This window comes from Niallia sp. FSL W8-0954 (genome assembly GCF_038005605.1).
In the GTDB taxonomy this organism is placed as follows: domain Bacteria; phylum Bacillota; class Bacilli; order Bacillales; family Cytobacillaceae; genus Niallia; species Niallia circulans_A.
Map to the genome: position 1 here is coordinate 2,418,904 of NZ_JBBOTN010000001.1, position 23,967 is coordinate 2,442,870.

General features: G+C 35.0%; 21 protein-coding genes. 14 read left to right on the forward strand and 7 right to left on the reverse strand.

What is annotated here, in order from left to right:
- Nucleotides 1-21: 21 nt before the first annotated feature.
- Nucleotides 22-1,902, forward strand: a complete 1,881-nt coding sequence (locus NX902_RS11930; protein ID WP_235850192.1) for an LTA synthase family protein — start codon at nucleotides 22-24, stop codon at nucleotides 1,900-1,902.
- 460 nt (nucleotides 1,903-2,362) lie between these two features.
- Nucleotides 2,363-4,687, forward strand: coding sequence for an RNA polymerase recycling motor HelD (gene helD, locus NX902_RS11935; RefSeq protein WP_123259453.1), 2,325 nt, complete (start codon nucleotides 2,363-2,365; stop codon nucleotides 4,685-4,687).
- A 114-nt stretch (nucleotides 4,688-4,801) separates the two neighbouring features.
- Here helD and NX902_RS11940 read toward each other — a convergent pair whose 3' ends face one another.
- Entirely contained in the window at nucleotides 4,802-6,172 is a 1,371-nt protein-coding gene (locus tag NX902_RS11940; RefSeq protein WP_163188585.1) for a dipeptidase, read from the reverse strand.
- Between the two features lie 183 nt (nucleotides 6,173-6,355).
- Between NX902_RS11940 and NX902_RS11945 the strand changes: the two genes are divergently transcribed.
- Complete coding sequence (locus NX902_RS11945) at nucleotides 6,356-9,697, forward strand: hypothetical protein (RefSeq protein ID WP_341160741.1); 3,342 nt, start codon at nucleotides 6,356-6,358, stop codon at nucleotides 9,695-9,697.
- A gap of 122 nt (nucleotides 9,698-9,819) precedes the next feature.
- Here the strand turns inward: NX902_RS11945 and NX902_RS11950 are convergent, their stop codons facing one another.
- Together NX902_RS11950 and NX902_RS11955 are read right to left on the reverse strand one after the other, a co-directional pair.
- The gene (locus NX902_RS11950) at nucleotides 9,820-10,353 is read right to left on the reverse strand and encodes a class D sortase (protein WP_341160742.1); all 534 of its coding nucleotides are present in this window, start codon (nucleotides 10,351-10,353) and stop codon (nucleotides 9,820-9,822) included.
- Between the two features lie 40 nt (nucleotides 10,354-10,393).
- Nucleotides 10,394-11,335, reverse strand: coding sequence for a processed acidic surface protein (locus tag NX902_RS11955; protein ID WP_095328522.1), 942 nt, complete (start codon nucleotides 11,333-11,335; stop codon nucleotides 10,394-10,396).
- Nucleotides 11,336-11,452: 117 nt separating this feature from the next.
- Here NX902_RS11955 and NX902_RS11960 point away from each other — a divergent pair, with 117 nt between their 5' ends.
- Complete coding sequence (locus NX902_RS11960) at nucleotides 11,453-11,734, forward strand: hypothetical protein (protein ID WP_341160743.1); 282 nt, start codon at nucleotides 11,453-11,455, stop codon at nucleotides 11,732-11,734.
- A gap of 12 nt (nucleotides 11,735-11,746) precedes the next feature.
- Here the strand turns inward: NX902_RS11960 and NX902_RS11965 are convergent, their stop codons facing one another.
- Complete coding sequence (locus tag NX902_RS11965; protein ID WP_171509612.1) at nucleotides 11,747-12,193, reverse strand: GNAT family N-acetyltransferase; 447 nt, start codon at nucleotides 12,191-12,193, stop codon at nucleotides 11,747-11,749.
- Nucleotides 12,194-12,350: 157 nt separating this feature from the next.
- On the opposite strand from NX902_RS11965, the gene pdxR reads away from it, so the two are divergent.
- Both pdxR and NX902_RS11975 read left to right on the forward strand, forming a co-directional pair.
- A complete protein-coding gene (gene pdxR, locus NX902_RS11970) occupies nucleotides 12,351-13,745 on the forward strand; it encodes a MocR-like pyridoxine biosynthesis transcription factor PdxR (protein ID WP_095328523.1) in 1,395 nt (464 codons plus the stop codon).
- 13 nt (nucleotides 13,746-13,758) lie between these two features.
- Nucleotides 13,759-14,391 (forward strand): hypothetical protein, encoded by a 633-nt coding sequence (locus tag NX902_RS11975; protein WP_171509613.1) that lies wholly within the window; start codon nucleotides 13,759-13,761, stop codon nucleotides 14,389-14,391.
- On the opposite strand, the gene NX902_RS11980 is transcribed toward NX902_RS11975, so the two are convergent.
- Together NX902_RS11980 and NX902_RS11985 are read right to left on the reverse strand one after the other, a co-directional pair.
- Nucleotides 14,386-14,769, reverse strand: a complete 384-nt coding sequence (locus tag NX902_RS11980) for an Hsp20/alpha crystallin family protein (RefSeq protein ID WP_095328525.1) — start codon at nucleotides 14,767-14,769, stop codon at nucleotides 14,386-14,388. The two genes, NX902_RS11975 and NX902_RS11980, sit on opposite strands and share 6 nt — an antisense overlap.
- A gap of 109 nt (nucleotides 14,770-14,878) precedes the next feature.
- Entirely contained in the window at nucleotides 14,879-15,637 is a 759-nt protein-coding gene (locus tag NX902_RS11985; RefSeq protein WP_095328526.1) for a TraR/DksA C4-type zinc finger protein, read from the reverse strand.
- A 210-nt stretch (nucleotides 15,638-15,847) separates the two neighbouring features.
- On the opposite strand from NX902_RS11985, the gene NX902_RS11990 reads away from it, so the two are divergent.
- From NX902_RS11990 to NX902_RS12015, 6 genes are all read left to right on the forward strand, one after another.
- Nucleotides 15,848-16,114, forward strand: coding sequence for a spore gernimation protein GerQ (locus NX902_RS11990; protein ID WP_095328527.1), 267 nt, complete (start codon nucleotides 15,848-15,850; stop codon nucleotides 16,112-16,114).
- Nucleotides 16,111-16,479, forward strand: a complete 369-nt coding sequence (locus tag NX902_RS11995; protein ID WP_095328528.1) for a spore coat protein — start codon at nucleotides 16,111-16,113, stop codon at nucleotides 16,477-16,479. The genes NX902_RS11990 and NX902_RS11995 overlap by 4 nt, the downstream gene beginning before the upstream one ends.
- An 18-nt stretch (nucleotides 16,480-16,497) precedes the next feature.
- Complete coding sequence (locus tag NX902_RS12000) at nucleotides 16,498-17,634, forward strand: zinc-dependent alcohol dehydrogenase (protein WP_095328529.1); 1,137 nt, start codon at nucleotides 16,498-16,500, stop codon at nucleotides 17,632-17,634.
- 18 nt (nucleotides 17,635-17,652) lie between these two features.
- A complete protein-coding gene (locus NX902_RS12005; RefSeq protein WP_095328530.1) occupies nucleotides 17,653-17,874 on the forward strand; it encodes a hypothetical protein in 222 nt (73 codons plus the stop codon).
- Nucleotides 17,871-18,170, forward strand: coding sequence for a spore coat protein (locus tag NX902_RS12010; RefSeq protein ID WP_095328531.1), 300 nt, complete (start codon nucleotides 17,871-17,873; stop codon nucleotides 18,168-18,170). The genes NX902_RS12005 and NX902_RS12010 overlap by 4 nt, the downstream gene beginning before the upstream one ends.
- Nucleotides 18,171-18,699: 529 nt before the next feature.
- A complete protein-coding gene (locus NX902_RS12015; RefSeq protein ID WP_341160744.1) occupies nucleotides 18,700-20,028 on the forward strand; it encodes an alpha-glucosidase/alpha-galactosidase in 1,329 nt (442 codons plus the stop codon).
- A 366-nt stretch (nucleotides 20,029-20,394) separates the two neighbouring features.
- On the opposite strand, the gene NX902_RS12020 is transcribed toward NX902_RS12015, so the two are convergent.
- Entirely contained in the window at nucleotides 20,395-20,538 is a 144-nt protein-coding gene (locus NX902_RS12020) for a small acid-soluble spore protein P (protein WP_082138385.1), read from the reverse strand.
- A gap of 154 nt (nucleotides 20,539-20,692) precedes the next feature.
- Between NX902_RS12020 and NX902_RS12025 the strand changes: the two genes are divergently transcribed.
- Together NX902_RS12025 and acnA are read left to right on the forward strand one after the other, a co-directional pair.
- Nucleotides 20,693-20,950 (forward strand): hypothetical protein, encoded by a 258-nt coding sequence (locus NX902_RS12025; RefSeq protein ID WP_095328532.1) that lies wholly within the window; start codon nucleotides 20,693-20,695, stop codon nucleotides 20,948-20,950.
- Nucleotides 20,951-21,170: 220 nt separating this feature from the next.
- Complete coding sequence (acnA, locus tag NX902_RS12030) at nucleotides 21,171-23,876, forward strand: aconitate hydratase AcnA (protein WP_123257649.1); 2,706 nt, start codon at nucleotides 21,171-21,173, stop codon at nucleotides 23,874-23,876.
- The last annotated feature ends 91 nt before the right edge of the window (nucleotides 23,877-23,967 follow it).

The window sequence follows — 23,967 nt, forward strand, 5'->3', positions numbered from 1 at the left end:
ATCGCCATATTTTTATTTTGGATGAAAACGTATATTGGATATAAAGTAGAGTTCAGCATTGGCGTACAGGGACCTATGCAGGAATTTCTACTATTTATTAATCCATTGAGCTCAGCGCTGCTCTTTATTGGACTTGCTTTATTTGTTAAAGGGAAAGCACAGCCTATCTATATTACGATTATTACGGCATTAATGTCAGCATTATTATATGCAAATATAGTGTATTATCGCTTCTTTACGGACTTTATAACAGTTCCGGTAATAACGCAGGTTAAGGTAAATGGTGGACAATTAAGTGATAGTATTCTATCGTTACTTAAACCTTATGATATACTTTATTTCCTAGATGTAATTATTTTAATCGTATTACTTGCAACTAAAGCGTATAAACCTACGGTACAAAAAAATAGAAGAGCAGCAAAATCCGTTTTTGCACTAGCTATTTTAACATTTGTTATTAATTTAGGTTTAGCGGAGGCAGATCGCCCGCAATTATTAAGTCGTTCATTTGATAGAAACTATCTAGTGAAATATTTAGGTGCATATAACTTCACAATTTATGATATCGTCCAAAATGCGCGTTCAGAAAGTCAAAGAGCATTGGCGGACAGCAGCGATATTACGGAAGTACAAAACTTTATTAGTGCTAATTATGCAGAGCCAAATGACAAATACTTCGGAGCTGCAAAGGGTAAAAACGTTATTTATGTTTCATTAGAGTCTTTACAAAGCTTTATTATTAATTACAAATTAAATGGAGAAGAAGTAACACCATTTTTAAATTCACTTATCAAAGATGACAATACGTTCTATTTTGATAATTTCTTCCATCAAACAGGACAAGGAAAAACATCTGACGCAGAATTTATGATGGAAAATTCTCTATATGGAATGTCCCAAGGAGCTGTTTTTGTAAACAAAGCGCAAAATACACTGCAATCAGCACCAGCTATTTTAAAAGGGGAAGGATATACCTCCGCTGCATTCCATGGAAATTATAAAACTTTCTGGAATCGTAATGAAATGTATAAAACGATTGGATATGATTATTTCTTTGACGCAGAGTATTATGATATGTCAGAAGAAAATACAAAAAACTATGGTATGAAGGATATACCGTTCTTCGAACAGAGTATGCCTCTGCTTGAAGGGTTAAAGCAGCCATTCTATACAAAGTTTATTACACTATCTAATCACCATCCATTTGAAATGGATGAGGGGGATACTGACTTCCCAGCAGGTGACTTTGGTGACAATGCTGTAAACCATTATTTCCAATCTGCTCATTATTTAGATGAATCAATCCGTTTATTCTTTAAAGAACTTAAAGAATCTGGTTTATATGATAATTCAGTGATTGTTATGTATGGTGACCATTATGGAATTTCTGAAAATCATAATAAAGCAATGGCAAAAGTACTTGGTGAAGAGGAAATCACACCATTTATGAACACGCAGTTACAACGTGTACCATTATTTATTCATGTACCAGGTGTAGAAGGAAATGTCGTAAGTAAATACGGTGGCGAAGTAGATGTAATGCCAACGTTAATGCATCTTCTCGGTATTGATACAAAGGACTATTTACAAGTTGGTTCTGATTTGCTTTCTAAGCAGCATCGTGAAACTGTTCCATTTAGAAATGGTGACTTTGTTTCTCCTACACTAACGAAGATAGGCGATAACTATTATGATGCTAATGGCGAGTTAGTGGATGCAGAAAAAGGAAAAGAACAAGCGGAAGCAGCAGCTGCTGAATTACAAGCATCTGATAGCATCGTGACGAAGGATTTATTGCGATTCCATAAACCAGATGGATTTAAACCAATAAATCGTGAGGATTATAATTATATAAAAGGTAATACTAGCAAGGCTGATTCAGAGGAATCAGCGGAAGAATAAGCAAAAAAAGTCTCTTTCCAGTGAGTGGAAAGAGATTTTTTTGCTAATAAACATAAAAATATTTTATAATCATTTTTGCTATATCTGGTTATCAGACAGGAGAGGTTGAAATATTTTCTTTAGGTTGCAGGCTATTTATCATTATTTCGGCTTATGGATCTATCAAGATTTTATGAACGTGTAGGAGTCCATTTTTGTCTTTCTGCTTAAAAATGAGCGAAGGAGTTAGGTTTAATCAAACGGAACATGGCAAAAATATAACTAAACACATAATAAATCCCATATCCGTAAAGGATATGGGATGTCTTTTATTATAATAATGGTAATTTGTTGATAGATATGTTAAAATAAATGAATCTGTTAGTGAATTCATTTTTAGAAAAGAATATATTATTTCTATAATAATGATATCACAAAATGATTCTGCTTGTCAAGATAATTTATTAGGGGTGGAGACACTATGAACAATAAGGAACAACTAGAAAAAGACCAGGAACAAAAACGAATAGATTTCGTTCGTAAACAAATTGAAGAGAAGCTAACAGTATTAGAAACTGATATTAACCATATTGGCGGTGATGTAAGTCAGCTGCGTTCTAGTTTCTGGGAAGATGTTACTGTAAATTTAGATGAACCAGATGATGTCATTGAAACATTTACAAGTATTAAGCAGCAAGCAGAACTACTTGGTGAGCGGGAGCGAACATATGGACAGATTCATAAACAACAAAAGATTCTTCATAAATTAAAGGATTCTCCTTACTTTGGAAGGATTGATTTTAAGGAGGAGGGGGAGGAAACTGAACCAGTTTATATTGGCATACGTTCATTTATGGATAAAAAGAATGAAGAGTTTTACATATATGATTGGAGGGCACCGATTTCTAGTGTTTATTATGATTATTCACCAGGACCAGCGTCTTATCAAACACCAGGTGGTAAAATTAATGGGGAATTATTGTTAAAAAGACAATTCATTATCCGTGATGGAAAGCTAATCAGCTTATTTGATACTGGTGTTACTATTGGAGATGAATTATTACTAGAAGTGCTTGGTAATAATGCCAACTCCATGATGAAATCAATTGTTGCTACTATTCAAAAGGAGCAAAATCAAATTATTCGAAATGATAAAAGTAAATATTTGCTTGTACAAGGAGTTGCTGGAAGTGGGAAAACTTCCGCGGCTTTGCAACGAGTTGCCTATTTACTATATAAACATCGAGATACATTAAAATCGGATAATATTATGCTATTTTCGCCAAACCCATTATTTAATAGTTATGTTTCCACTGTCCTGCCAGAGCTGGGAGAAGAGAATATGCGTCAGTCTACCTTTTATGAGTATTTGCAATCAAGGATTGGCAAATCTTATCAAGTGGAAGACTCCTTTTCTCAATTAGAGTATTTGTTAACAGAAACAAACAAGGCAAAAAAAGCGCAAAGATTAATAAGTATTCAATATAAAAGTAGTGCTGCATTTAAAGAGCTAATCGATGAATATCTTCAACATCTGCAGAATGATGGGATTGTATTTAAGGATATTATGTTTCGGAAAAAAGTATTTATCTCTAGCGAAGAACTGACGCGAAAATTTTACGAAATGGATAGCACTATTACGATTCCCAATCGAATGCAATTATTAATTGAATGGGCGCAAAAGGAAATGAAAAAACATGCTAAAGCAGAAAGAAATCAACCTTGGGTGGATGAAGAAATTCAGCTGTTAGATAAAGAGGAATATTTAGAAGCATTCCATGCATCTGAAACGAAAAATGGAAAAGAGCAAGAATTTGCGTATTTTGAGGAAGAGGAAAAATTTTTACGCAAGATTATTGTAAACCGATATTTTAAATCTATTTATGCAGCCGTAAAAAAAATGAGGTTTATTGATTTTGCTGCTATATACAAAAATATTTTTCATTTAGCATGTCCTAAAGAGTTATCAAAGGAAGAGTGGCAAACGATAGGAATACAAACGATTGCTAATCTTAATCAAAGCTTCCTTGCGTATGAGGATGGAACTCCTTTTGCTTACTTAAAAGATAAACTAGAAGGCAAAAAATCAACGTCTGGTATTCGCCAAGTATTTATTGATGAAGCACAAGACTATTCTGATTTCCAAATTAACTATTTGAAGGAACTTTTTCCCTATAGTAAAATGACGCTTTTGGGCGATATTAACCAAGCTATCTATGCACACCATCACAATGAGATTGTTGGAAATGAAGAGAGTGAAGAAGTTGAACGAATAGAGTTAATGAAAAGTTATCGTTCAACAAAGGAAATAATTGAGTTTACAAGAGGCTTGACTGTAAATGGAGACTTAATTGAACCATTTAATCGCCATGGTGAAAAACCTGCAGTCGTAAATGCGGCAAATAGTGAAAAGAAAATAAAGAACATCCAAAAGAAAATAGAAGAGTGGATGGAAAAAGGCCATAAAACAATTGCGATCATTTGCAAAACAATTGAAGAAAGTAAGGAAGTATATAAGCGACTTAAAGCAAAATTGGATGTTCGTTTGATTCAAAAAGGAACGACTTCTTATGAAAAAGGTATATCTGTGATACCAGCCTATTTAGCAAAAGGAATAGAGTTTGATGGAGTTATCCTTTATAATGCTTCCAGCTATGAAGGCGAATTAGAGAAAGAATTATTTTACACAGCTTGTACAAGAGCAATGCATGAACTGACTATGTATATAGAAAACGGAAAACAAAATGAGTATTTTGAAAAAATAGATCATACAACCTATGTCTATGAAGAATTGGAAATTAATTAGCTAAATTTGTAGTTTAAAATACAGCTCCCTTTATCTATGCTAATGGCGGATTATCCTTCAAAGGAGCAGGGAGACGGGAGCTGATTTGATATTTAGTGTTAGTTCGCGCTATTTTTACCAAACCTCTGCCAGATCGAACCAGTAATGACAGATGGTTTCTAAGCCTTTGTCATAGTTTTCGAGATGAAAATGTTCATTTGGAGCATGGAAGTTTTCATCTGGTAAGCCGAATCCCATTAAGACAACTGGTAATTGCAAAATTTGATCAAAAGCGGCTACGATAGGAATAGAACCTCCACCGCGTGTATAGGAAGTAGGTACTTGATATACTTTTTCATACGCTCTTCCAGCTGCTTGAATAGCTTTATGATCAAAGGGAGTAACATAGGGATTGCCTTTATCAAATAATTGAACCGTTACATCCACTCCTTTTGGCTTATGCTTTTCAATATGCTTCTTCAATAAAGCAACAATTTCATCTGGATCTTGCGCTGGAACTAGTCTACATGTTATTTTTGCTCTCGCTTCAGAAGGGATAACTGTTTTGACGCCCGTTCCTTGAAATCCACCTTTAACTCCATTTATCTCAAGGGTTGGGCGTACCCAAAGTCTTTCTAAAGTAGTGAACTCTTTTTCTCCAAACAGGGAAGGAGAGCCGGTTTGTTCGATAATTGATTCATCTGTGATATCCAATGCTGTAAAAGCAGCTTTTTCCTGCTTTGTTAAAGGAGTTACCCGATCATAAAAGCCTTCGACAGAAATGACTCCATTCTCGTCATGAAAACTTGCTAATAGGTGGCTTAAAGCTGTAATAGGATTTTGAATTGCTCCTCCAAATAACCCAGAATGCAGATCACTTTTTGGACCTTTTACATAGATTTCCATCCCACATAATCCTCTTAAGCCATAGCAAATCGTTGGTTTCCCTTTTTCCATCATCCCTGTATCTGAAATAACGATGACATCGGCACTTAATAAATCTTTATTTGCTTCTACAAAAGACGGTAAGGCTGGACTGCCGATTTCCTCTTCTCCTTCGATGCAGAATTTAATATTTACTGGTATTGAACCTGTCGTTTTAAGAATTGCTTCGATTGCTTTAATATGCATAAAAACTTGGCCTTTATCATCACTGGCTCCTCTAGCATAAAGCTTTTCGTTACGAATTTCGGGTGTGAAGGGAGGAGATTCCCATAATTCGAGGGGATCAACTGGCTGAACATCATAATGTCCATACACCAATACGGTCGGCTTCCCTTCCTCATGTAGCCAATCTGCATAAACGACAGGATTGCCGCTTGTTTGATGAATGGCAGCATTCTCTAATCCAGCTTTTGTTAAAGCGTGCACTAACCATTCTGCGGTTCTTTCAATATCTGTTTGATGTTCAGGAAGGGCACTAATACTTTCTAATGATAAAAAGGAGAATAATTCCTCTAAGTGCTCTTTTCTTTTTTCTTTTAAATATTGTTGAATAACATCCATTCTATCCATTCCTCCAATTATTTCGATATGGAAAATAAATTCGCTTATATAAGAAGAATATCCTCTTTTTTTGAAAATAAAATATATTGAAAAATAAATAACTTTATTGTAAAATTACACCATTAGTTTAAATGGTATGAAATGCATGTGATTATAGAAAGGATGCATAAAATGCAAAAAAATATGGTTATTTTTTTTAATCGGATGGTAGAATCATTGTATTCGAAGGAATATATAACAGAAACGAGTTATACCGATATTAAGTCTGGTTTCCAAAAGTATTTAGAGGACGAGGCGATAAAAGAAAATGGAGAAATAGAAGAAAAAGTAAAAGTAAAAGTAATGGAGAAACAAGAAAAGAAAAAGCAGCCTTCCATACAAAAGAAACAACATACTCCTGAACAGCTGCGCGAACGAAATATAGGGGTGTTGCTTTATTTAGGAGTTTTTCTATTATTAATAGGTGGATTAGTGGTTGCAACTAGTAATTGGGACTCTATGCCCGGTTGGTTGAAGGCAGTATCTATTTTCTTTGTTTCGATCTTATTTTTTGGTTTTGCCATGTTATCGAAAAAAATAATAAAGATCGACCATACAGCCTTTGCTTTCTTTCTTCTGGGGAGTCTTTTTCTTCCAATAGGATTTTTGTCAATAAGCTTTTTTCAGTTAGCAGGTGACTATCTTTCTATATATGGCGAGGGACGTTTCTTATTAGGAGTAATCGCTGGTTTGGTTCTATTCCCTATATATGCAGCTTTAGCGATTTATTTAAAGTCCCGTCTCTATAAAATACTAACGATTGGGACTATCACTGGAACGATTGCCTTTCTGCTTGCTTTTTTACCATTAGCACTAGATGGATTCTTCTTCTTTATGATCATTTATCAATTTATAACCATCTATGTTTTATTAAGGTATCAGCACATGAAATGGATTAATTATTTTCAGAAGGAACTCACACCCATTGTTCAAGTGCAATTAATCTTAACTGCTTTATTTATGACTTTTCTGTTTGAGAGCAGTGTGATAAATGGCTTTTACTATTTGATAATCAGCAGTCTATTTATTATGACCGTAGCATTAACGAAACGAAAGCATGATCATTTTTACATAACTACTGCTATAGCCTTTGGGCTTTATCGAATTTTTACCTATCCAATTCTAGAAGACTTATTGCCAATAGCCTTTGCTTGCTTTAGTATTTTCCTTCTTTCTTTTGTCTTTATCTTAAAAGGAAAGATAGAGTGGGGGAAAGTTTGGGAGTTTACAAGCTTTGTCATTGCTCTGGCAACATTTTTCGTAACCATTCTTTTTTATTGGGAACTTTTTCTCGCTGGAAGTTTGTATTTAGTGTTTGCCTATCTCTTACTGGCTGTAGAATTCATCCTTTTAGCAAAAAGGCTAACATATGTAATTATTCGTTATTTGCCGGTTCTCTTTATCAACCTAGCTTTATGGAATCTTGCTCTGTTAATTCCATTAATAAAAGATCTCGACAGTTTTTTCCTTGTCAGCTACGGGATTAATATCGGGCTTTTATTTTTGCTAGGGATTTTTAATAATTGGTATCTATTACAGGATATTAGAAAACCTTCTGCCATTTATAATATTGCCTGGATGGTACTAATAGCCTTTTTATCAACAGCAATCTTTTTAGGGAAATGGTATATACCTTTTATGATAGCAGGAATTGCCCTAAGTCTATATAGCGGCAGTCGTTTCATAAAAAATAAAATTCAGCAGCAACTTCTTGCCTATATAATTCCGTTTACTGTTTTTTGTGTTTATTTTACAACAGCAGAATCCATTAGCTTAATCCAGAAGCAAGGACTTCCATTGTCAATAGCATTAGGAAGTTTAGTTACCATCTTAACGGGAAGTATATATGAAAAAATCGATAAGCAGATGGGGAGAAACGGCTATTTCATTGGACAAATCATGTACGGATTTGGATTGCTGTTAATTTTGGAATATTTCATACTAAACAAATGGGTGGCTACAGGAATATATTTAGCGTCAATTTTTATTTTTTATGATTTGTATCGAAAAATAAAAAACATCCTTATAGCCTGGTTAATCGGAATCGTTAGTTTGATTAGCTATTTCAGTCTTGTAGGTTCTATTTGGAACACAGATACAATTGTTTTTGAACTACTTATGAAGTATGGCTGGATTGGTCTGTTTATGCTGTCTTTAGGATTAAAAAACACATCATTCAAGCTGCCGTTTCTCACGCTTTCCCATATTTATATTATCGGAAGTATTATCATTGATCGATTAATAATAGAAAATAATTCCTTCCTGCCGTTTATCTATTTATTCATTGCTTATAGTATAAGTGTCTATTTAGTAGCGAATAAATATGTAAAAATGACATTTCGATATGGTAGCTATCTATCTAGTTATTTCTTTATAGCAGCGGCTTTTCCTTTTGGCTTTGCAGGAGGGAATGCTTATAACATCGCATTTACGGTAATGTCAATGGCGTTATTTGGGATTTATTATCTGAAAAAAGAAAAGAAAGAGCTTGTTTTCTTTTTCTTACCATTTAGTTCAGTTGGGATAATATATTGGATGTTTGCATCACCTTTTACTATCATAACTTACACCATCATCCTTGTTTATATTGCACTCCTGCTACTTATAATCCATCTAGAAAAATTATATCTTGTTTCGTTTATTGGAATAGTTTTCCTATTTATGAATAATGAAGTATTCATGCATGATTTTCTGCCAATCGATCGGTATCTGTTTACGCTGGTTTGGGGAGTTATATTTATGCTTATTAGCACTATTGTATATCCATTCATTACAAAGTGGCAGGAAGAAGGAGAAAAGTGGATTGATTTTTATTTCCTAGCAAGTTTTCTTACCATTTTCTCTTTATACGTAATAGAAACAAATTTAAAGTGGGATAATGTTATTCCGGGAGTGTTACTCGCATTGCTAGTATTTATCCAAAAAAATAGGGTGGGGAAAGAAATTAAATGGGTACCTCAACTTATTGGCTTGGTTACACTACTGTTGCCATATTACTCTATGTTATCAATTATTTCTATCCAGGAATATATCGAGACAGAGCTAAGAGTATTACCAGTACTTGTCGTCATGGTTGCCGCAAAGAAGATCGTCAAGCATGCGTCCGGACTACTAACGAAGATCGAATGGGGCGTTGTAACCATTTCGGCCTTGCTCTTAGCAATGGATGGCTATCTCTCTCATACAATCTATGATGCCATCATTTTGGGTGGGCTTGCGGTAATATCCATTTTATCAGGATTTTATTTCCGCTATAAATCTTATTTCTTTGTGGGAATTGGTGTATTAATATTAAATGTATTATTGCAAACTAGACCATATTGGGGTAATTTTCCTTGGTGGGTATATTTATTAATTGCTGGAACTATTCTAATTACCATTGCAAGTATGTATGAAATGCAAAAGCAAGGAAAACAACCAAAAATATTCACAAAAATACTTTTGTGGAAAAATAGAATAAGGAATTTTTTAAAAACTTGGAAATAGCCTAAGTTTATGAGATTCCGCAATAGCACACGAAGGTACAACTTTAACCTTCGTGTGTTTGTTTGGGATTTAATTGGCTGTGGTACGTGCATATGTAAAAATCATTCTAACTAGTTAGGGGATTATTCTGATCGATTATTTTTTCCGAATTCCTCTGAATGTGTTAACGTAGCTGTTACTACATATCTTTTTGGTGCATGTCCAATAAAGGAGAAAGGATAACAGGTAGTTAGTGTTAGGACAGGTCTTGATTTAGGAGTAAGAATGGTTCGGTCATTAGGCGAGACAATAGAGAATTTCGTAATTTTATATTCATATTCTTTTTCCATTGTTTGAATTATAAGAGAATCATTCTTTTTTAAATCTCTCAAGAATCGGAAAAAGGTGTCACGATGTCCTGACAATACAACATTGTTGTTTTCGCCAGGTAAAGCACTTTTGGGATAATGACCTGCTCCCTTAGTTAAGATCCCCGTACTTATCCCCTCATAAATAGGAATCGTTTTCTCTGATTTCGGCACGAGGATGACTCCCATTTTTTCTCCTTCTTTTAAAAATACTGATGGAGAGAAAACTACTTGACTATCTTTAGGAAGGAATGGTTGTTTTGTAATAGTTTCCACTTTCATATAACAAGACAAAGTATAGAAAATCATTCCTAATCCTATCAAAATAGAGAGGATCCCCATTTTCTTTCTAATTTTCATAGGGAACTTTCCTGAAGGTTACAAACAACCCTAGTAATACTAGCATATACCCTATGCAAAGCATAATGGGAAGAGAAGATGCCGTATTAGGAAGCTGAGCAGCATATAAATTAGCTAAACCTTCTGTCACTTCCGTCAATTCAACTACTTTGTCGATAGCATCTACAGAAGATACCATATCAGATGTCACAATTGCATCTCCAATTAAAAATTGATCATGATCGTATAATTCAATCGCAACTGTCGTATCCATCTGTTTATGTTTTAGATCATTCAAGGAAAGTTCGTTTCTTTTTCCATTATCATCGATACTAATGATGACTGGCTTTAAAGCAGTTGCTGTAAAAAAATCTTTCCAGAAATCAGTTAATGCATGGTTTCCTTCCTTGCTTATTCCGCCTTCTTGATCCATAGCTTGAAATGTTGATAATTTTACTTTCCAATCCTCCACTTTTGCAGCTAAGAAAGCAGGGTCCAATTTATTCAGATGGCCATAAAATTGTTGCTTCTCCTTATCATCAAAACCAATATTCTCAAGAAATTTTTCTAATTGCAGCATCTTATCTTCATGGTTTTTATAAAAATCAATCGCTACTTCTAAATCTTCTAAAAACCAGAAATCATCTACACTTTCATGAAATCCAGCCAATAAAATATCTAATTCTTCCTGTGTCATCGAATTTTGTACAAGCAATTTATCGAGATTAGCTGGCGTGATTGGAGTTCCAAGTTGTTTTTTCAAAACACGAATATTATCAAAATCACTTATTTTTAATCCTTTAAAGGATAAATACTCTTCTAAGTCTTCTGTGCTCCATCCTAAGTTATTGGCTAAGCTCTCAATCTCTTTCTCACTTGGAGAGGCGGCAACTGAAGAAGCTTGAAGAGATAAACCCCAAAAAAGAAGAAAAGAAAAAAGAACTTTTTTCATTAGACAAACCCTCCATCATCTTTGTATTGGTAGTGTTTGTTAATTTATGAAAATAATACGTGCATATTAGAAGAGATTTTGGAAATAGGGACGATTTTTTTAGGTGGTGAAAGATTATTGGCGAAAGTCGAGAGGATTTCTAGACTAAAGCGGAAAATATCAGCCAAAATGGGGAGGGAATCAGCCAAAGGAGAGAAAGAATCAGCCAAAATGGGGAGGAAATCAGCCAAAGGAGAGAAAGAATCAGCCAAAGTGGGGAGGAAATCAGCCAAAGTGGGGAGGAAATCAGCCAAAGCAGAGAAAGAATCAGCCAAAGCACAAAAATATCAGCCAAAGCATAACAAATACAAAACCCGTAAAGCGGGTTTTGTATATAAAAAATTATTTAAACTAGAGTAAACATAAAATCGATTAATTATTCAAATCTAATTCATAATGAAAAAATTGCGTATCCTTTTTATAGCCATTCTTCTCATATAATCTTTGGGCAGTTAAATTATCTACAGCTGTACTAAGACTTAGACTATTGGCTCCGTTATTCTTTGCGTATTCTTTTGCTTGTTGTAATAACATTTTTCCGATACCTTTTTTCCTTGCTCTTTTTTGAACATATAAATCATTTAATATCCATATTTTTTTCATCGATAAAGAGGAATAGGTAGGATAAAGTTGAGTAAAGCCTATGTAATCATCACCGTCTTGAACAACGAAGATTACAGATTCGCTGTTTTCGATTCGTTCTTTTATATAACTTGCTGCACTCACGATATCATCTTCTCGTTTATAAAACATGCGATATTCATTAAATAAGCGAGCTACTCCTTCGATGTCTTTCTTTGTTGCTTGCGATATGTTCATTTTACGCTTACCTCCACCAAAAATAATTTGTCACACATTAAAATCATTTCCTTCTATTTCTTGTCCCTTTATTTTAAAATGAAATGAGTATATTACATAGGTACAGTTAGGAGATATTTTAAGGGTACAAAACCGAGAGAAAAAGGAGAGGGAGAGCATGAATATGGCTATTCATTTGCATAAAGACAGCACGGAGCCAGTATATATGCAATTATATAATTATTTTAAAGCAGAGATTTTAACAGGGAAGATAGAAGCGGGCACAAAACTACCATCCATTCGATATTTAGCAAATTATATGCAGATTAGTAAAAATACTGTTATTGATGCATACCAGCAATTATGGATGGAAGGGTATGTAGAAAGTAAAGAAAAAAGTGGGTATACGGTTGTTTCCTTACCTAGTTATGAGTATAAAGATGGACAAAATCAATCAGAGCATAAAAATAATGAGAAGCAAATGGAGCCGTATTCCGTTAATTTTCATTATGGAGATATTGATCAAACTAATTTTCCAACAAATGCTTGGAAAAAGACCCTTAAAGAAATAATGGAGGACAAGCATAATAGGTGGATGAATTATGGAGATAAGCAGGGAGAATTAAAATTAAGAGAAGAAGTGGCTGGATACTTATATAGGTCACGTGGAATTCAGACGACAGCCGATCAGCTTGTTATTACAGCGGGGACAGAGCAGCTAATCCGAGTTGTATTATCACTTTTAAATGATTGCCCATTACATATAGGGATGGAGGAGCCAGGTTATAATGACGTGCGCAATGTATTCCAGGAAAAAGGGCTTGCCATATCTTCTATTCCAGTATTAGAAACAGAAGGACATGACTTATCTTCCTTATTAAATAGTTCTTGTAATTTGGTCTATATTACCCCTTCCCATCAGTTTCCTACAGGAAAGATTATGCCTATTTCAAAGCGGATTGAGCTATTAGAGTGGGCAGAAAGGGAGAACGGTTATATAGTAGAAGATGATTATGACAGCGAATTTCGTTTTCAAGGTTCGCCAATCCCAAGTATGAAAGCAATTGACCAGCATGATCGAGTTATATATATGGGGACTTTTTCTAAATCATTCTTACCAACATTAAGAATAAGCTATATGGTATTACCTAATGTTTTACTGGAAAAATGGAAAACGAAAAGGTATAACGAGACTCAATCGAGCTCCCCGCTATTACAGCTAGCTTTAGGGAAATTTATCCAAAAAGGAGGATTTGAACGGCATATTAAGCGTATGCGAAAAGTATATGAAAGAAAATATACTTTTTTGATCCAATGCATCAAGCAGTATATGGGAGATAAGGTAGAAATAATTGGTGAAAAAGCAGGTTTACATTTGCTTATTCGTATAGCTTTTAAAAATGAAGCCATTCTGCTATCAGAAGCAGAAAAAATAGGGATTAAGGTTTATTCTACAAAACCATATTTTGCTGAGGAAAGAGAGTGTTATCCTCTGTTATTAGGGTTTGGAGGATTAGAAGAAAAGGAAATAGAAGAAGGAATTATAAGCCTAGCAGACGCATGGTTTATGTAGAGGAGGAATATTTTTGGTATCTTTTGGCACATTTATAATCGGAGTAGCTGTAGCAATTATTACTTTTTTTGTACTCGACAATTTTACACCTCCTCTATTTCTAAATATTTTTATATGTTATGTAATTGTATTTGTTACGATGTTAATGACAACCTGGTATCGTATTCATACAACTAGAAATATTGAGAAATTGGAAAAACTTTTTAGAAAGAATAAAAAGCATCCCTATTATAGCTTTGTTTATGCTTTAAGTTTGAAAGAGGATAAAAGGGTAATTATAAGCTACCGGAAACTAATGAAACGAAAAAAATATCAAGCTCATTATCCGTTATTTACGATTTTATTTTCTCTTTATTTTGGAAAAACTCTAGGCCTTAGAGAAGAAGCTGAGAAAATAAAAGATTCGGAAATGAAGTCCTATTATTTAGCTTTAATAAATATTGAAGAGCGGCAATTTAATGCTGCCTGGCAATGGATAGAAAGGCTAAATAAGAAATGGATGAAAGAAGCACTATTAGCGGAAATTGCATTAAAAAAAGAAGAAAAGGATGTAGCGAAAAAGCATGCTAAAAGTGCTTTAAAGCATACGAAAGGAATCCAATATTATATCTTAAAAAAGACATATGAAAGAGAATTCGCCTTATAAAAATTGAATGTCAATAATAGATGTTAGTTTCTTGTTTTGCTGTTGTTCCTTCTGAATAAAAATTTCAAGAATTTCATTTGCGAATACAGCATGAATGGGATTTTGATCAATTGAAACTGGAAATTCAATTGATCTTTGTTTTTCTTCAAAAAGATTAGAATCATGAATCATTGCCTTAATAGTAAGCACATTTTTATTTACAGAAAGATAGATGCTGCTCTTCTGGCAATTCGTTAATAATGCTTCCACAATAAATTCTTTATCCGTTTCGTACACATCAATTCGAAACTCAGTTTCATCTAATACCGAAGTCAACGGATCAAGAAAATGGTTTTTCAGCCATTCATCCATTAAACTTAACCAGTTATCATCATTCATATATAATCCTCCTTAGTATATTTAACATATTCTGATAAGGAGGAAAGCGTGATGAAAAATGTAAAAAGGTTGTCTAAAGGCATTACACCTTATTAAGACAACCCTTTTTTTACTCATCATTTTCCACATAAGGCTCATGCTCGTATGCAGGCAAGTCACCGAACGTTGTCATAATGCCTTCTTCATCCAAGCTTTCTTCATAGCGTTTATGCTGTTCATTTGGATAAACCGTTATATTTTTCCCTTCTATATCCACACCGACAAAGTTTTCGTAATCTTCCACATAGCCAATGTTCTCATCACTTTCTGTGTAGACGTCATTATAATGGTCATAAACAGGATGTGCAAAATCAGATGGCGTTTCCGATGTTCCCCAGCTAGATACTTCCTGCCAAGAATCCTCTGCATCATATACGACAGATTCATCTTTATTATCCATATCGAATTTTCCGAAAGGAGGCATTAATATTTCTTCTTCCACAGGTCGCTTCTCAGAAATTTTCTGATCAGGAGAATGCTCCTTACAATAAAGTGTTGTAGGGATAACTTCCAATCTTTCTATTGGTATATCTTGAGAGCATTCCGCACATTTTCCGTATGTTCCTTCATCTATTGCCTTTAAAGCATTTAACACACCCATATATTCATGATGGTAATGTTCAGCAAGGGCAATATCCTTTTCGCGTTCATAAAGCTCCGTTCCTTCATCTCCTGGATGATTATCATAACTGGATAGCTCTCCAAGAGACTCATGGTAATGTCCATCTTTCAAATCTAAGTTATCATTATGTTCAAATCTCACTTCTAAATCACGTTTTTGTTCCGTTAATACTTTTTGAAAATGGGACATTTGTTGTTTATTTAGCATAATAACCTAATCCTTTCAAGAAGTCGTTTGCTTTATTAGTATGAGCAAAAGAAACGATAACATTAAAGGAAATATGTACATAATTCAATTTCTACGAAAATAAAGATGTTTTTTATTCCAAAAAAAATCGTTAAATATTGCTAGCGAATTGAGAAAAAAAGTAGGGGATAATAGCATAGTATTTCTTATTTGAATAGGAGGTAATTGATCATGGAAAGGAAAAGCTTTGCTCCACACGAATCATTAGATTTACATGAAGTAATAAATTTTAAAACACTCTGTGTAGCAAAATCCAAGTTAATGCAAGGGCTTGTGTTTGATGAAGATTTAAAAAAATTAATGCAAAAAGATGTAGAACAGTCTATTCAAGCACTTAGCGAGTTACAAGAAGCATATAAGGATGTGCCATTCGCAGCAGAAATTCCTCAAATGCGTCCAACGCCAATTATAGGTGGAGAGGAGGGTGTTATCCATTGAATAATGACTACTTAGATCCCATTAATGCGTTAAATATGCCAGAGCTTGCTGATATGACATTTGCGGTTGATTTTCTTATTCGCGCAAAAGAAGGAGTGAGAAATATAGCAACAGCGTTAACTGAAACAGCTTCACCAGACTTAAGAGTACTTTTACGAAAACAGCTTAACCAAGCAATCCAGATGCACCAAGAAATAACAGATTTAATGGTAGAAAAAAAATGGTTCCATCCCCATGATCTGAGTCAACAATATAAGTTAGATCAACTTTCGGCAAAGAATACTATTATGATTGGAAATATGCATTTGTTTACTGGTGAAACGAATCGAAAAGGAATGTTTGATCGGACGCCTGATCAGCATTAAATAAGGAGGTTAGATAGAATGAAAGCAGTAACGTACCAAGGGATTAAAAATGTAGAAGTAAAAGAAGTGGAAGATCCGAAGATTTTAAAACCTGATGATATGATCATTAAAGTGACAAGTACTGCAATATGCGGATCTGATTTACATTTAATTCATGGAATGATGCCAAACTTACAAGAAAATTATGTGATTGGCCATGAACCGATGGGAATAGTTGAAGAGGTTGGACCAGAAGTGACAAAAGTTAAAAAGGGTGACCGGGTTATTATTCCTTTCAATATTGCCTGTGGGGAATGCCAGTACTGCAAAAGTAATTTAGAAAGTCAATGTGACAATTCCAATGATAATGGAGATGTTGGTGCTTATTTTGGCTATTCAGGCAATGCTGGTGGTTATCCAGGCGGACAAGCAGAGTATTTAAGGGTTCCTTTCGCAAATTTCACTCACTTTAAGATTCCAGAAACTTGTGAAGAACCGGATGAAAAATTGACGGTTATTGCCGATGCAATGACAACTGGATATTGGAGTGTAGATAATGCAGGTGTGAAAGATGGAGATACAGTCATAGTGTTTGGGTGTGGACCAGTTGGATTATTTGCGCAAAAATTCGCATGGCTGAAAGGGGCAAAACGCGTCATTGCTGTCGATTATGTTGATTATCGTCTACAGCATGCGAAACGTACAAATAAGGTAGAAATTGTTAATTTTGAACAGGTAGAAAATGTGGGTGCTTACTTAAAAGAACTCACAAAAGGCGGTGCCGATGTGGTGATTGATGCTGTTGGCATGGATGGAAAAATGAGTGATATGGAATTTCTAGCGAGCGGCATGAAGCTGCAAGGCGGTACAATGAGCGCTCTTGTGATGGCTGCCCAAGCGGTTCGGAAATGTGGAACCATTCAAATTACTGGCGTTTATGGCGGCAGATATAATGCTTTTCCATTAGGAGATATCATGCAGCGCAATGTCAATATTCGTACTGGACAAGCACCTGTTATTCATTACATGCCATATATGTTTGAATTAGTTTCTACTGGAAAAATTGATCCGAGTGATGTCGTAAGTCACGTATTACCATTGAGTGAAGCAAAACGAGGCTATGAAATTTTTGATACGAAAATGGATAATTGTATAAAAGTTGTCTTAAAACCATAAGAAAGGCAGGAGTATGAAATGGATTATGTACTACATGAAGTATTAGAAGTTCAAGAACTAGCTACATTCAAAACGATTTGCATAACAAAAGCTAAAACGATGCGCGCACTTGTTTCCGATCCACAATTAAAAGAATTAATGCTGCAAGATGTGGATATATCAACAAGGCAGCTACAGGAATTTTCATCTATTTTATCGAAGGCGCAAGAAATGCCAGGAATTGGGGGAGAGAACGGATGAATTCCATTATTGAATATTTTACAGGTATGGATGCATTAACAGATCAAATGATTGCAACAGATCTATTAATTTCTGCCAAGAGCGGAATTAGAAATTATTCTATGGCCATCACAGAAACGGGACATCCGGAGATAAAAGAAATCCTTGTCCGCCATCTAAATGAAGCACTTGACTTACATGAACAACTATCCAGTTATATGGCTGAAAAAGGGTGGTACCATGCATGGGATCCAAAGGAACAAGTGAACTTTAATTTGCAAAACATTCATACTGCTTTAAACTTACCGATACTTTAAGATATAGAAGGAACTCGTTTGTTTGAACGGTTCCTTTTTTCTTTTGGGAAAAGTTGTAACTATAAAACAAAGTAATTAGGGAGAATAGTTAAAATATTTACTTGTAATGTAGTATAAAAGCTGATTAGTAAAGTAACTTTTTGAAAAGTGAGAATAATTATTGAAACCCCTTACAATTAATGTTAATATGCCTATATACTAGCTGTGATTATTAGTCAGATAGAAAACTTTATTACATAAACAATTCGCTGAAGGAAGAACTGTAAGATTCAACATGCTGAAAGTTTGAACATAGCGAATCAGTCAAATGTTACTTACACAGGGAGCTGCTTTATTGGTTGTAAAGAATGGAGGAGCATAAAAAGCAGAAGCTTATATTCCTAAAGATAATCTGTCAGCAATTTAGGAAGAAAGAAAATTTATTTGATAGCATCTTTTATGAATGGACCATGGCACAGGGATTGGAATGACTACGAAAGGAATATCAGTAAACGGATAAATCAAAGAAAGCTGGGAGGAGAGGATTACTATGTCGAAAATTACATTTCTTGGTGCAGGAAGTACCGTATTTGCTAAAAATGTTCTTGGAGATTGTATGTTCGTTGATGCCTTAGAAGGATATGAGTTTGCGTTATATGATATTGATAAACAGCGTTTACAGGATTCGGAACAAATGCTTACTAATTTGCAGAAAAGTCTAGGAAAAAACATTATCGTAAAAGCGTATACGGATCGAAAAGAGTCTTTGAGAGGAGCTAAATATGTAATCAATGCGATTCAGGTAGGCGGCTATAAACCAAGTACGGTAATTGATTTTGAAATCCCCAAAAAATATGGCTTACGACAAACGATTGCCGATACAGTCGGTATTGGGGGGATATTTAGAAATTTACGAACTATTCCCGTTATGCTTGATTTTGCAAAAGACATGGAAGAAGTTTGTCCAGATGCCTTATTCTTAAATTACACAAACCCTATGGCTGTGCTAACCGGAGTTATGAATCGTTTCACGCCGATTAAAACAATTGGACTGTGTCATAGTGTGCAAATTTGTACAAAAGAATTATTTGAAGCAGTAGGGATGGACCGAACAGGAGTGAAAGAGAAAATTGCCGGTATAAATCATATGGCATGGCTTCTTGAAGTAAGCAAGGATGGAGTTGATTTATATCCAGAAATTAAGCGGAGAGCTCGTGAATTGCAAAATACAAAGCATGGCGATATGGTTCGATTTGAATTGATGGATAAGTTTGGTTATTATGTAACAGAGTCATCTGAACATAATGCGGAATATCATCCGTATTTTATTAAATCTCGTTATCCTGAGTTAATTGACCGTTTCAATATTCCATTAGATGAATATCCTCGTCGCTGTGAAAAGCAAATTAATGATTGGGTTGCAATGAGAGAGGATCTAGTTAACAATAAAGCCTTGGAACATGTTCGTTCCCGTGAATATGGATCACGCATTATCGAAGCGATTGAAACAGATATCCCCTTTAAATTTGGTGGCAATGTGCTTAATACAGGAAGATTGATCAGCAATCTGCCGGAAAAAGCATGTGTAGAGGTTCCTTGTATTGCGGATCGAAGCGGGATTACTCCAACCTATGTAGGAGATCTCCCTGAACAGCTTGCAGCTTTAAACCGGACAAATATTAACACACAATTGCTGACAATTGAAGCAGCAATGACATTGAAAAAGGAATATATTTACCAGGCGGCAATGCTTGATCCACATACAGCTTCTGAGTTATCGATGGACGATATCATCTCCTTATGTGACGAGTTAATAGAAGCACATGGTGACTGGCTGCCGAATTTTACAACGGAAACTAGTGTTGGGTTAGCTAAATAGTACTCTCAAATATAGAGTGATCGTTTCCTTAAGGATTCGGTCTCTTTTTTCTTAAGATGCTCATTCATCATACATAAAAGGATTGTAAATTTGTATTTGTATTCTTATTATTAGTATAAAAACTATTTCATGGATTAATTACTGAAAAACAGTCAATTTAAAATGATGGAGAGGAAGGATGTGCATTTTTATCCTTATTGACTGATGTTGATTAGGCTATTTAATTAAAAAGGCCAAATGAGTGGCCGCATATTGACCACACATTTGACCACACATATGCATTAATTGGGGTAAATACTTGAAAAACATTTTAATATAAGCTGCTTTGTTAACTAGAATGTTGTAGAGTGAATTAGTGTACTTTTCTTACATATCGTGATGATTATTATGTTTTTGTCTAGAATGGTTACGGTTCTTCACCTTTTTGCTCCCGCTAAGTGGCTCTGGCTGACCAGATTGATTTCCTTTAGGAGCATTTCTGTGCATATCTTTGCTATCATTTTTGTTCACTTTTTTCTCTCCTTTCTATTATCATGAAGAGGTAATGCAATACTATCCTTTATAGAATGGTTTTTTATACACTGATTTATACCGCATATTTTCACGATTCTCTGCACAACTTATTGGTAAGCACCATGAATATAACTAGCAGGAGGATAAGAATATGCCTTATCATAGTAATAAACAAGAAGCTTTTCAAGATGCTCAACGGAATTTATTTGAAACACAAAATCTTTATCAAGATATCGTAAAAGATTCTGCAAACTATGGACATCAACTAAAGCATTTAAAACAAGAAATTAATGAGACCTATCAACAAATTGAGAATGCTCTGGAAGTAGCATCTGAGCATCAAAGACAGCAATTAGAAAGCTTTCAAAGAGACTTAAAAAGCATTGTGGATGAAGTAAATGAAATTTAAAGAAGTAGACCATCAGAAAGTTTGCAGCTTTTTCGATGGTCTACTTTTTGCTTTGAAAAGAAATGCCATAAGATAAACTTATCGTATTTGATAACTTTCTTATTATTTACTTATCACATTCCTTGTATTAAAATTATAAATGGTAAATAGATAATAGAGATCAAATTGTTCGACTATTTTTCTATTGTTGGTATATGATTACAATGAGGGGGTAATACATATGGCAAAAGATTTTTATAATGCCCGCCAAACGTTTGAAGTGGGTGGGAAGCGTTATCACTACTATCAATTAGCAGCTTTAGAAAAAGCAGGAATCGGTAAAGTATCGAAATTACCGTATTCTATCAAGGTATTACTAGAATCAGTTTTACGACAAATGGATGATTTTGTTATTAAACAAGAGCATGTAGAAAATCTCGCAAAATGGGGGACAGATGAGGTAAAGGAAATTGATGTTCCTTTCAAACCTTCGAGGGTAATCCTCCAGGATTTCACAGGTGTTCCAGCAGTGGTTGACCTTGCATCTTTACGTAAAGCAATGGCTGACCTAGGGGGAGATCCTAGCAAAATTAATCCGGAGAAACCAGTTGATTTAGTTATCGACCATAGTGTTCAGGTTGATAAATATGGAACACCGGATGCATTAAAAGCAAATATGGAATTAGAATTTGAAAGAAATGCAGAAAGATATCAATTTTTAAGCTGGGCGCAAAAGGCATTTGATAACTATCGTGCTGTACCACCAGCAACTGGTATCGTTCACCAAGTGAATTTAGAATATTTAGCAAATGTAGTACATGTAAATGAAACAGCTGAAGGCGAGTATGAAACATTCCCTGATACGTTAGTAGGTACTGATTCTCATACAACGATGATTAATGGTATTGGTGTTCTTGGCTGGGGTGTTGGTGGTATCGAAGCGGAAGCAGGTATGTTAGGACAACCTTCTTATTTTCCAGTTCCGGAAGTTGTAGGGGTAAAACTTGTTGGCGAAATGCCAAATGGCTCTACTGCAACAGACTTAGCCTTAAAGGTAACGCAAGTACTTCGTGCAAAAGGAGTAGTTGGAAAGTTTGTTGAATTCTACGGACCTGGTGTGCCGCAATTACCACTTGCTGATCGGGCAACTATTGCGAATATGGCACCAGAATATGGAGCAACATGCGGTTTCTTCCCAGTTGATAAAGAATCTTTAGCTTATATGAGACTAACTGGTCGTTCTGAAGAGCAAATCAATGTGGTTGAAGCTTACTGTAAGGAAAACGGTTTATTCTTCGATCCAAACTTAGAACCGGTTTATACGGATATTGTAGAAATTGACTTAGCAGAAATTGAGCCAAATCTTTCTGGTCCAAAGCGTCCTCAAGATTTAATTCCACTTTCTAAATTGAAAGAGGTATTCAATGAGTCTGTAACAGCTCCAGAAGGAAACCAAGGGTTTGGCTTAAAAGCAGACGAATTTGATAAAGAAGTAGTAGTGAACTTTGCAAATGGGGATTCTACTACAATGAAGACAGGTTCTGTTGCTATCGCCGCAATTACAAGCTGTACAAATACATCGAATCCATATGTATTAGTTGGTGCAGGCTTAGTTGCGAAAAAAGCAGTCGAAAAAGGAATGGAAGTACCTAAATTTGTAAAAACTTCTTTAGCACCAGGTTCAAAGGTTGTTACTGGTTATTTAAGAGATTCTGGCCTTCTTCCTTATTTAGAACAAATTGGATTCAACCTTGTAGGATATGGATGTACTACATGTATCGGTAACTCTGGTCCGCTTCGCGAGGAAATCGAGAAGGCTATCGCGGATTCTGATTTACTTGTAACAAGTGTGCTATCTGGTAATCGTAACTTTGAAGGACGTATCCACCCACTAGTTAAAGCAAACTATTTAGCTTCACCGCCATTAGTAGTTGCATATGCTCTTGCTGGTACTGTTGATATTGACTTGCAAAAAGAACCAATTGGAAAAGATAAGGATGGGAATGATGTATTCTTCAAGGATATTTGGCCATCTACAGAAGAAGTAAATGAAGTAGTACATCGTACAGTTACACCTGAACTATTTAATAAAGAATATGAAAGAGTATTTGATGATAACGAACGCTGGAATGAAATTCAAACTAGCAGTGATTCTTTATATAGCTTTGATGATACGTCTACTTATATTCAAAACCCGCCATTCTTTGAAGGCTTAAAACCTGATCCAGAGCAAGTATTACCATTAAAAGGCTTAAGAGTTGTAGGGAAATTCGGTGATTCTGTAACGACTGACCATATTTCTCCAGCTGGTGCCATTGGTGTAAATACTCCTGCAGGTAAGTACTTAAAAGATAATGGTGTACAGCCACGTGATTTCAACTCATATGGCTCTCGTCGTGGTAACCACGAAGTAATGATGAGAGGGACATTTGCGAATATCCGTATTCGTAACCAAATTGCTCCAGGTACAGAGGGTGGTTTCACTACGCACTGGCCAACTGGGGAAGTTACCTCCATTTATGATGCATGTATGAAGTATAAAGACGAAGGAACTGGCTTAATGGTTATTGCAGGGAAAGATTACGGAATGGGATCATCTCGTGACTGGGCTGCAAAAGGAACAAATCTGTTAGGCATTAAGACGGTTATCGCAGAAAGCTTCGAAAGAATTCATCGTTCTAACTTAGTGTTAATGGGAGTACTTCCACTACAGTTTAAAGAAGGCGAGAATGCGGAAAGCTTGGGATTAACTGGAAAAGAAACATTCAATGTTTATGTAGATGAAACAGTTAAACCACGTGATTTTCTAGAAGTTACAGCTACTACGGAAGATGGTAAGAAAATCACTTTTGAAGCATTAGTACGTTTCGATTCAGAAGTAGAGATTGATTACTATCGCCATGGTGGTATTTTACCAATGGTATTACGTGATAAATTAAAAAATTAATAGATTAAGAGAAAAACTCTCTCTATTTAAAGTTGACTTTATTTTCTAATCTTTGGGTGAAATTCTTTGCTCACAAGTTAGTAAAAAGTCT

Bases quoted from the DNA above. Each gene is read 5' to 3' on its own strand.
- NX902_RS11985 (WP_095328526.1), bottom strand. From the start codon at position 15,637: ATGCTAAATAAACAACAAATGTCCCATTTTCAAAAAGTATTAACGGAA.
- NX902_RS11945 (WP_341160741.1), top strand. From the start codon at position 6,356: ATGGTTATTTTTTTTAATCGGATGGTAGAATCATTGTATTCGAAGGAA.
- NX902_RS12025 (WP_095328532.1), top strand. From the start codon at position 20,693: ATGCCTTATCATAGTAATAAACAAGAAGCTTTTCAAGATGCTCAACGG.
- NX902_RS11965 (WP_171509612.1), bottom strand. From the start codon at position 12,193: ATGAACATATCGCAAGCAACAAAGAAAGACATCGAAGGAGTAGCTCGC.
- NX902_RS11940 (WP_163188585.1), bottom strand. From the start codon at position 6,172: ATGGATGTTATTCAACAATATTTAAAAGAAAAAAGAAAAGAGCACTTA.
- NX902_RS11930 (WP_235850192.1), top strand. From the start codon at position 22: ATGAAAACGTATATTGGATATAAAGTAGAGTTCAGCATTGGCGTACAG.
- NX902_RS11950 (WP_341160742.1), bottom strand. From the start codon at position 10,353: ATGATTTTCTATACTTTGTCTTGTTATATGAAAGTGGAAACTATTACA.
- acnA (WP_123257649.1), top strand. From the start codon at position 21,171: ATGGCAAAAGATTTTTATAATGCCCGCCAAACGTTTGAAGTGGGTGGG.
- NX902_RS11980 (WP_095328525.1), bottom strand. From the start codon at position 14,769: ATGAATGATGATAACTGGTTAAGTTTAATGGATGAATGGCTGAAAAAC.
- NX902_RS12010 (WP_095328531.1), top strand. From the start codon at position 17,871: ATGAATTCCATTATTGAATATTTTACAGGTATGGATGCATTAACAGAT.
- helD (WP_123259453.1), top strand. From the start codon at position 2,363: ATGAACAATAAGGAACAACTAGAAAAAGACCAGGAACAAAAACGAATA.
- NX902_RS12000 (WP_095328529.1), top strand. From the start codon at position 16,498: ATGAAAGCAGTAACGTACCAAGGGATTAAAAATGTAGAAGTAAAAGAA.
- NX902_RS11955 (WP_095328522.1), bottom strand. From the start codon at position 11,335: ATGAAAAAAGTTCTTTTTTCTTTTCTTCTTTTTTGGGGTTTATCTCTT.
- pdxR (WP_095328523.1), top strand. From the start codon at position 12,351: ATGAATATGGCTATTCATTTGCATAAAGACAGCACGGAGCCAGTATAT.
- NX902_RS12005 (WP_095328530.1), top strand. From the start codon at position 17,653: ATGGATTATGTACTACATGAAGTATTAGAAGTTCAAGAACTAGCTACA.
- NX902_RS11990 (WP_095328527.1), top strand. From the start codon at position 15,848: ATGGAAAGGAAAAGCTTTGCTCCACACGAATCATTAGATTTACATGAA.
- NX902_RS12015 (WP_341160744.1), top strand. From the start codon at position 18,700: ATGTCGAAAATTACATTTCTTGGTGCAGGAAGTACCGTATTTGCTAAA.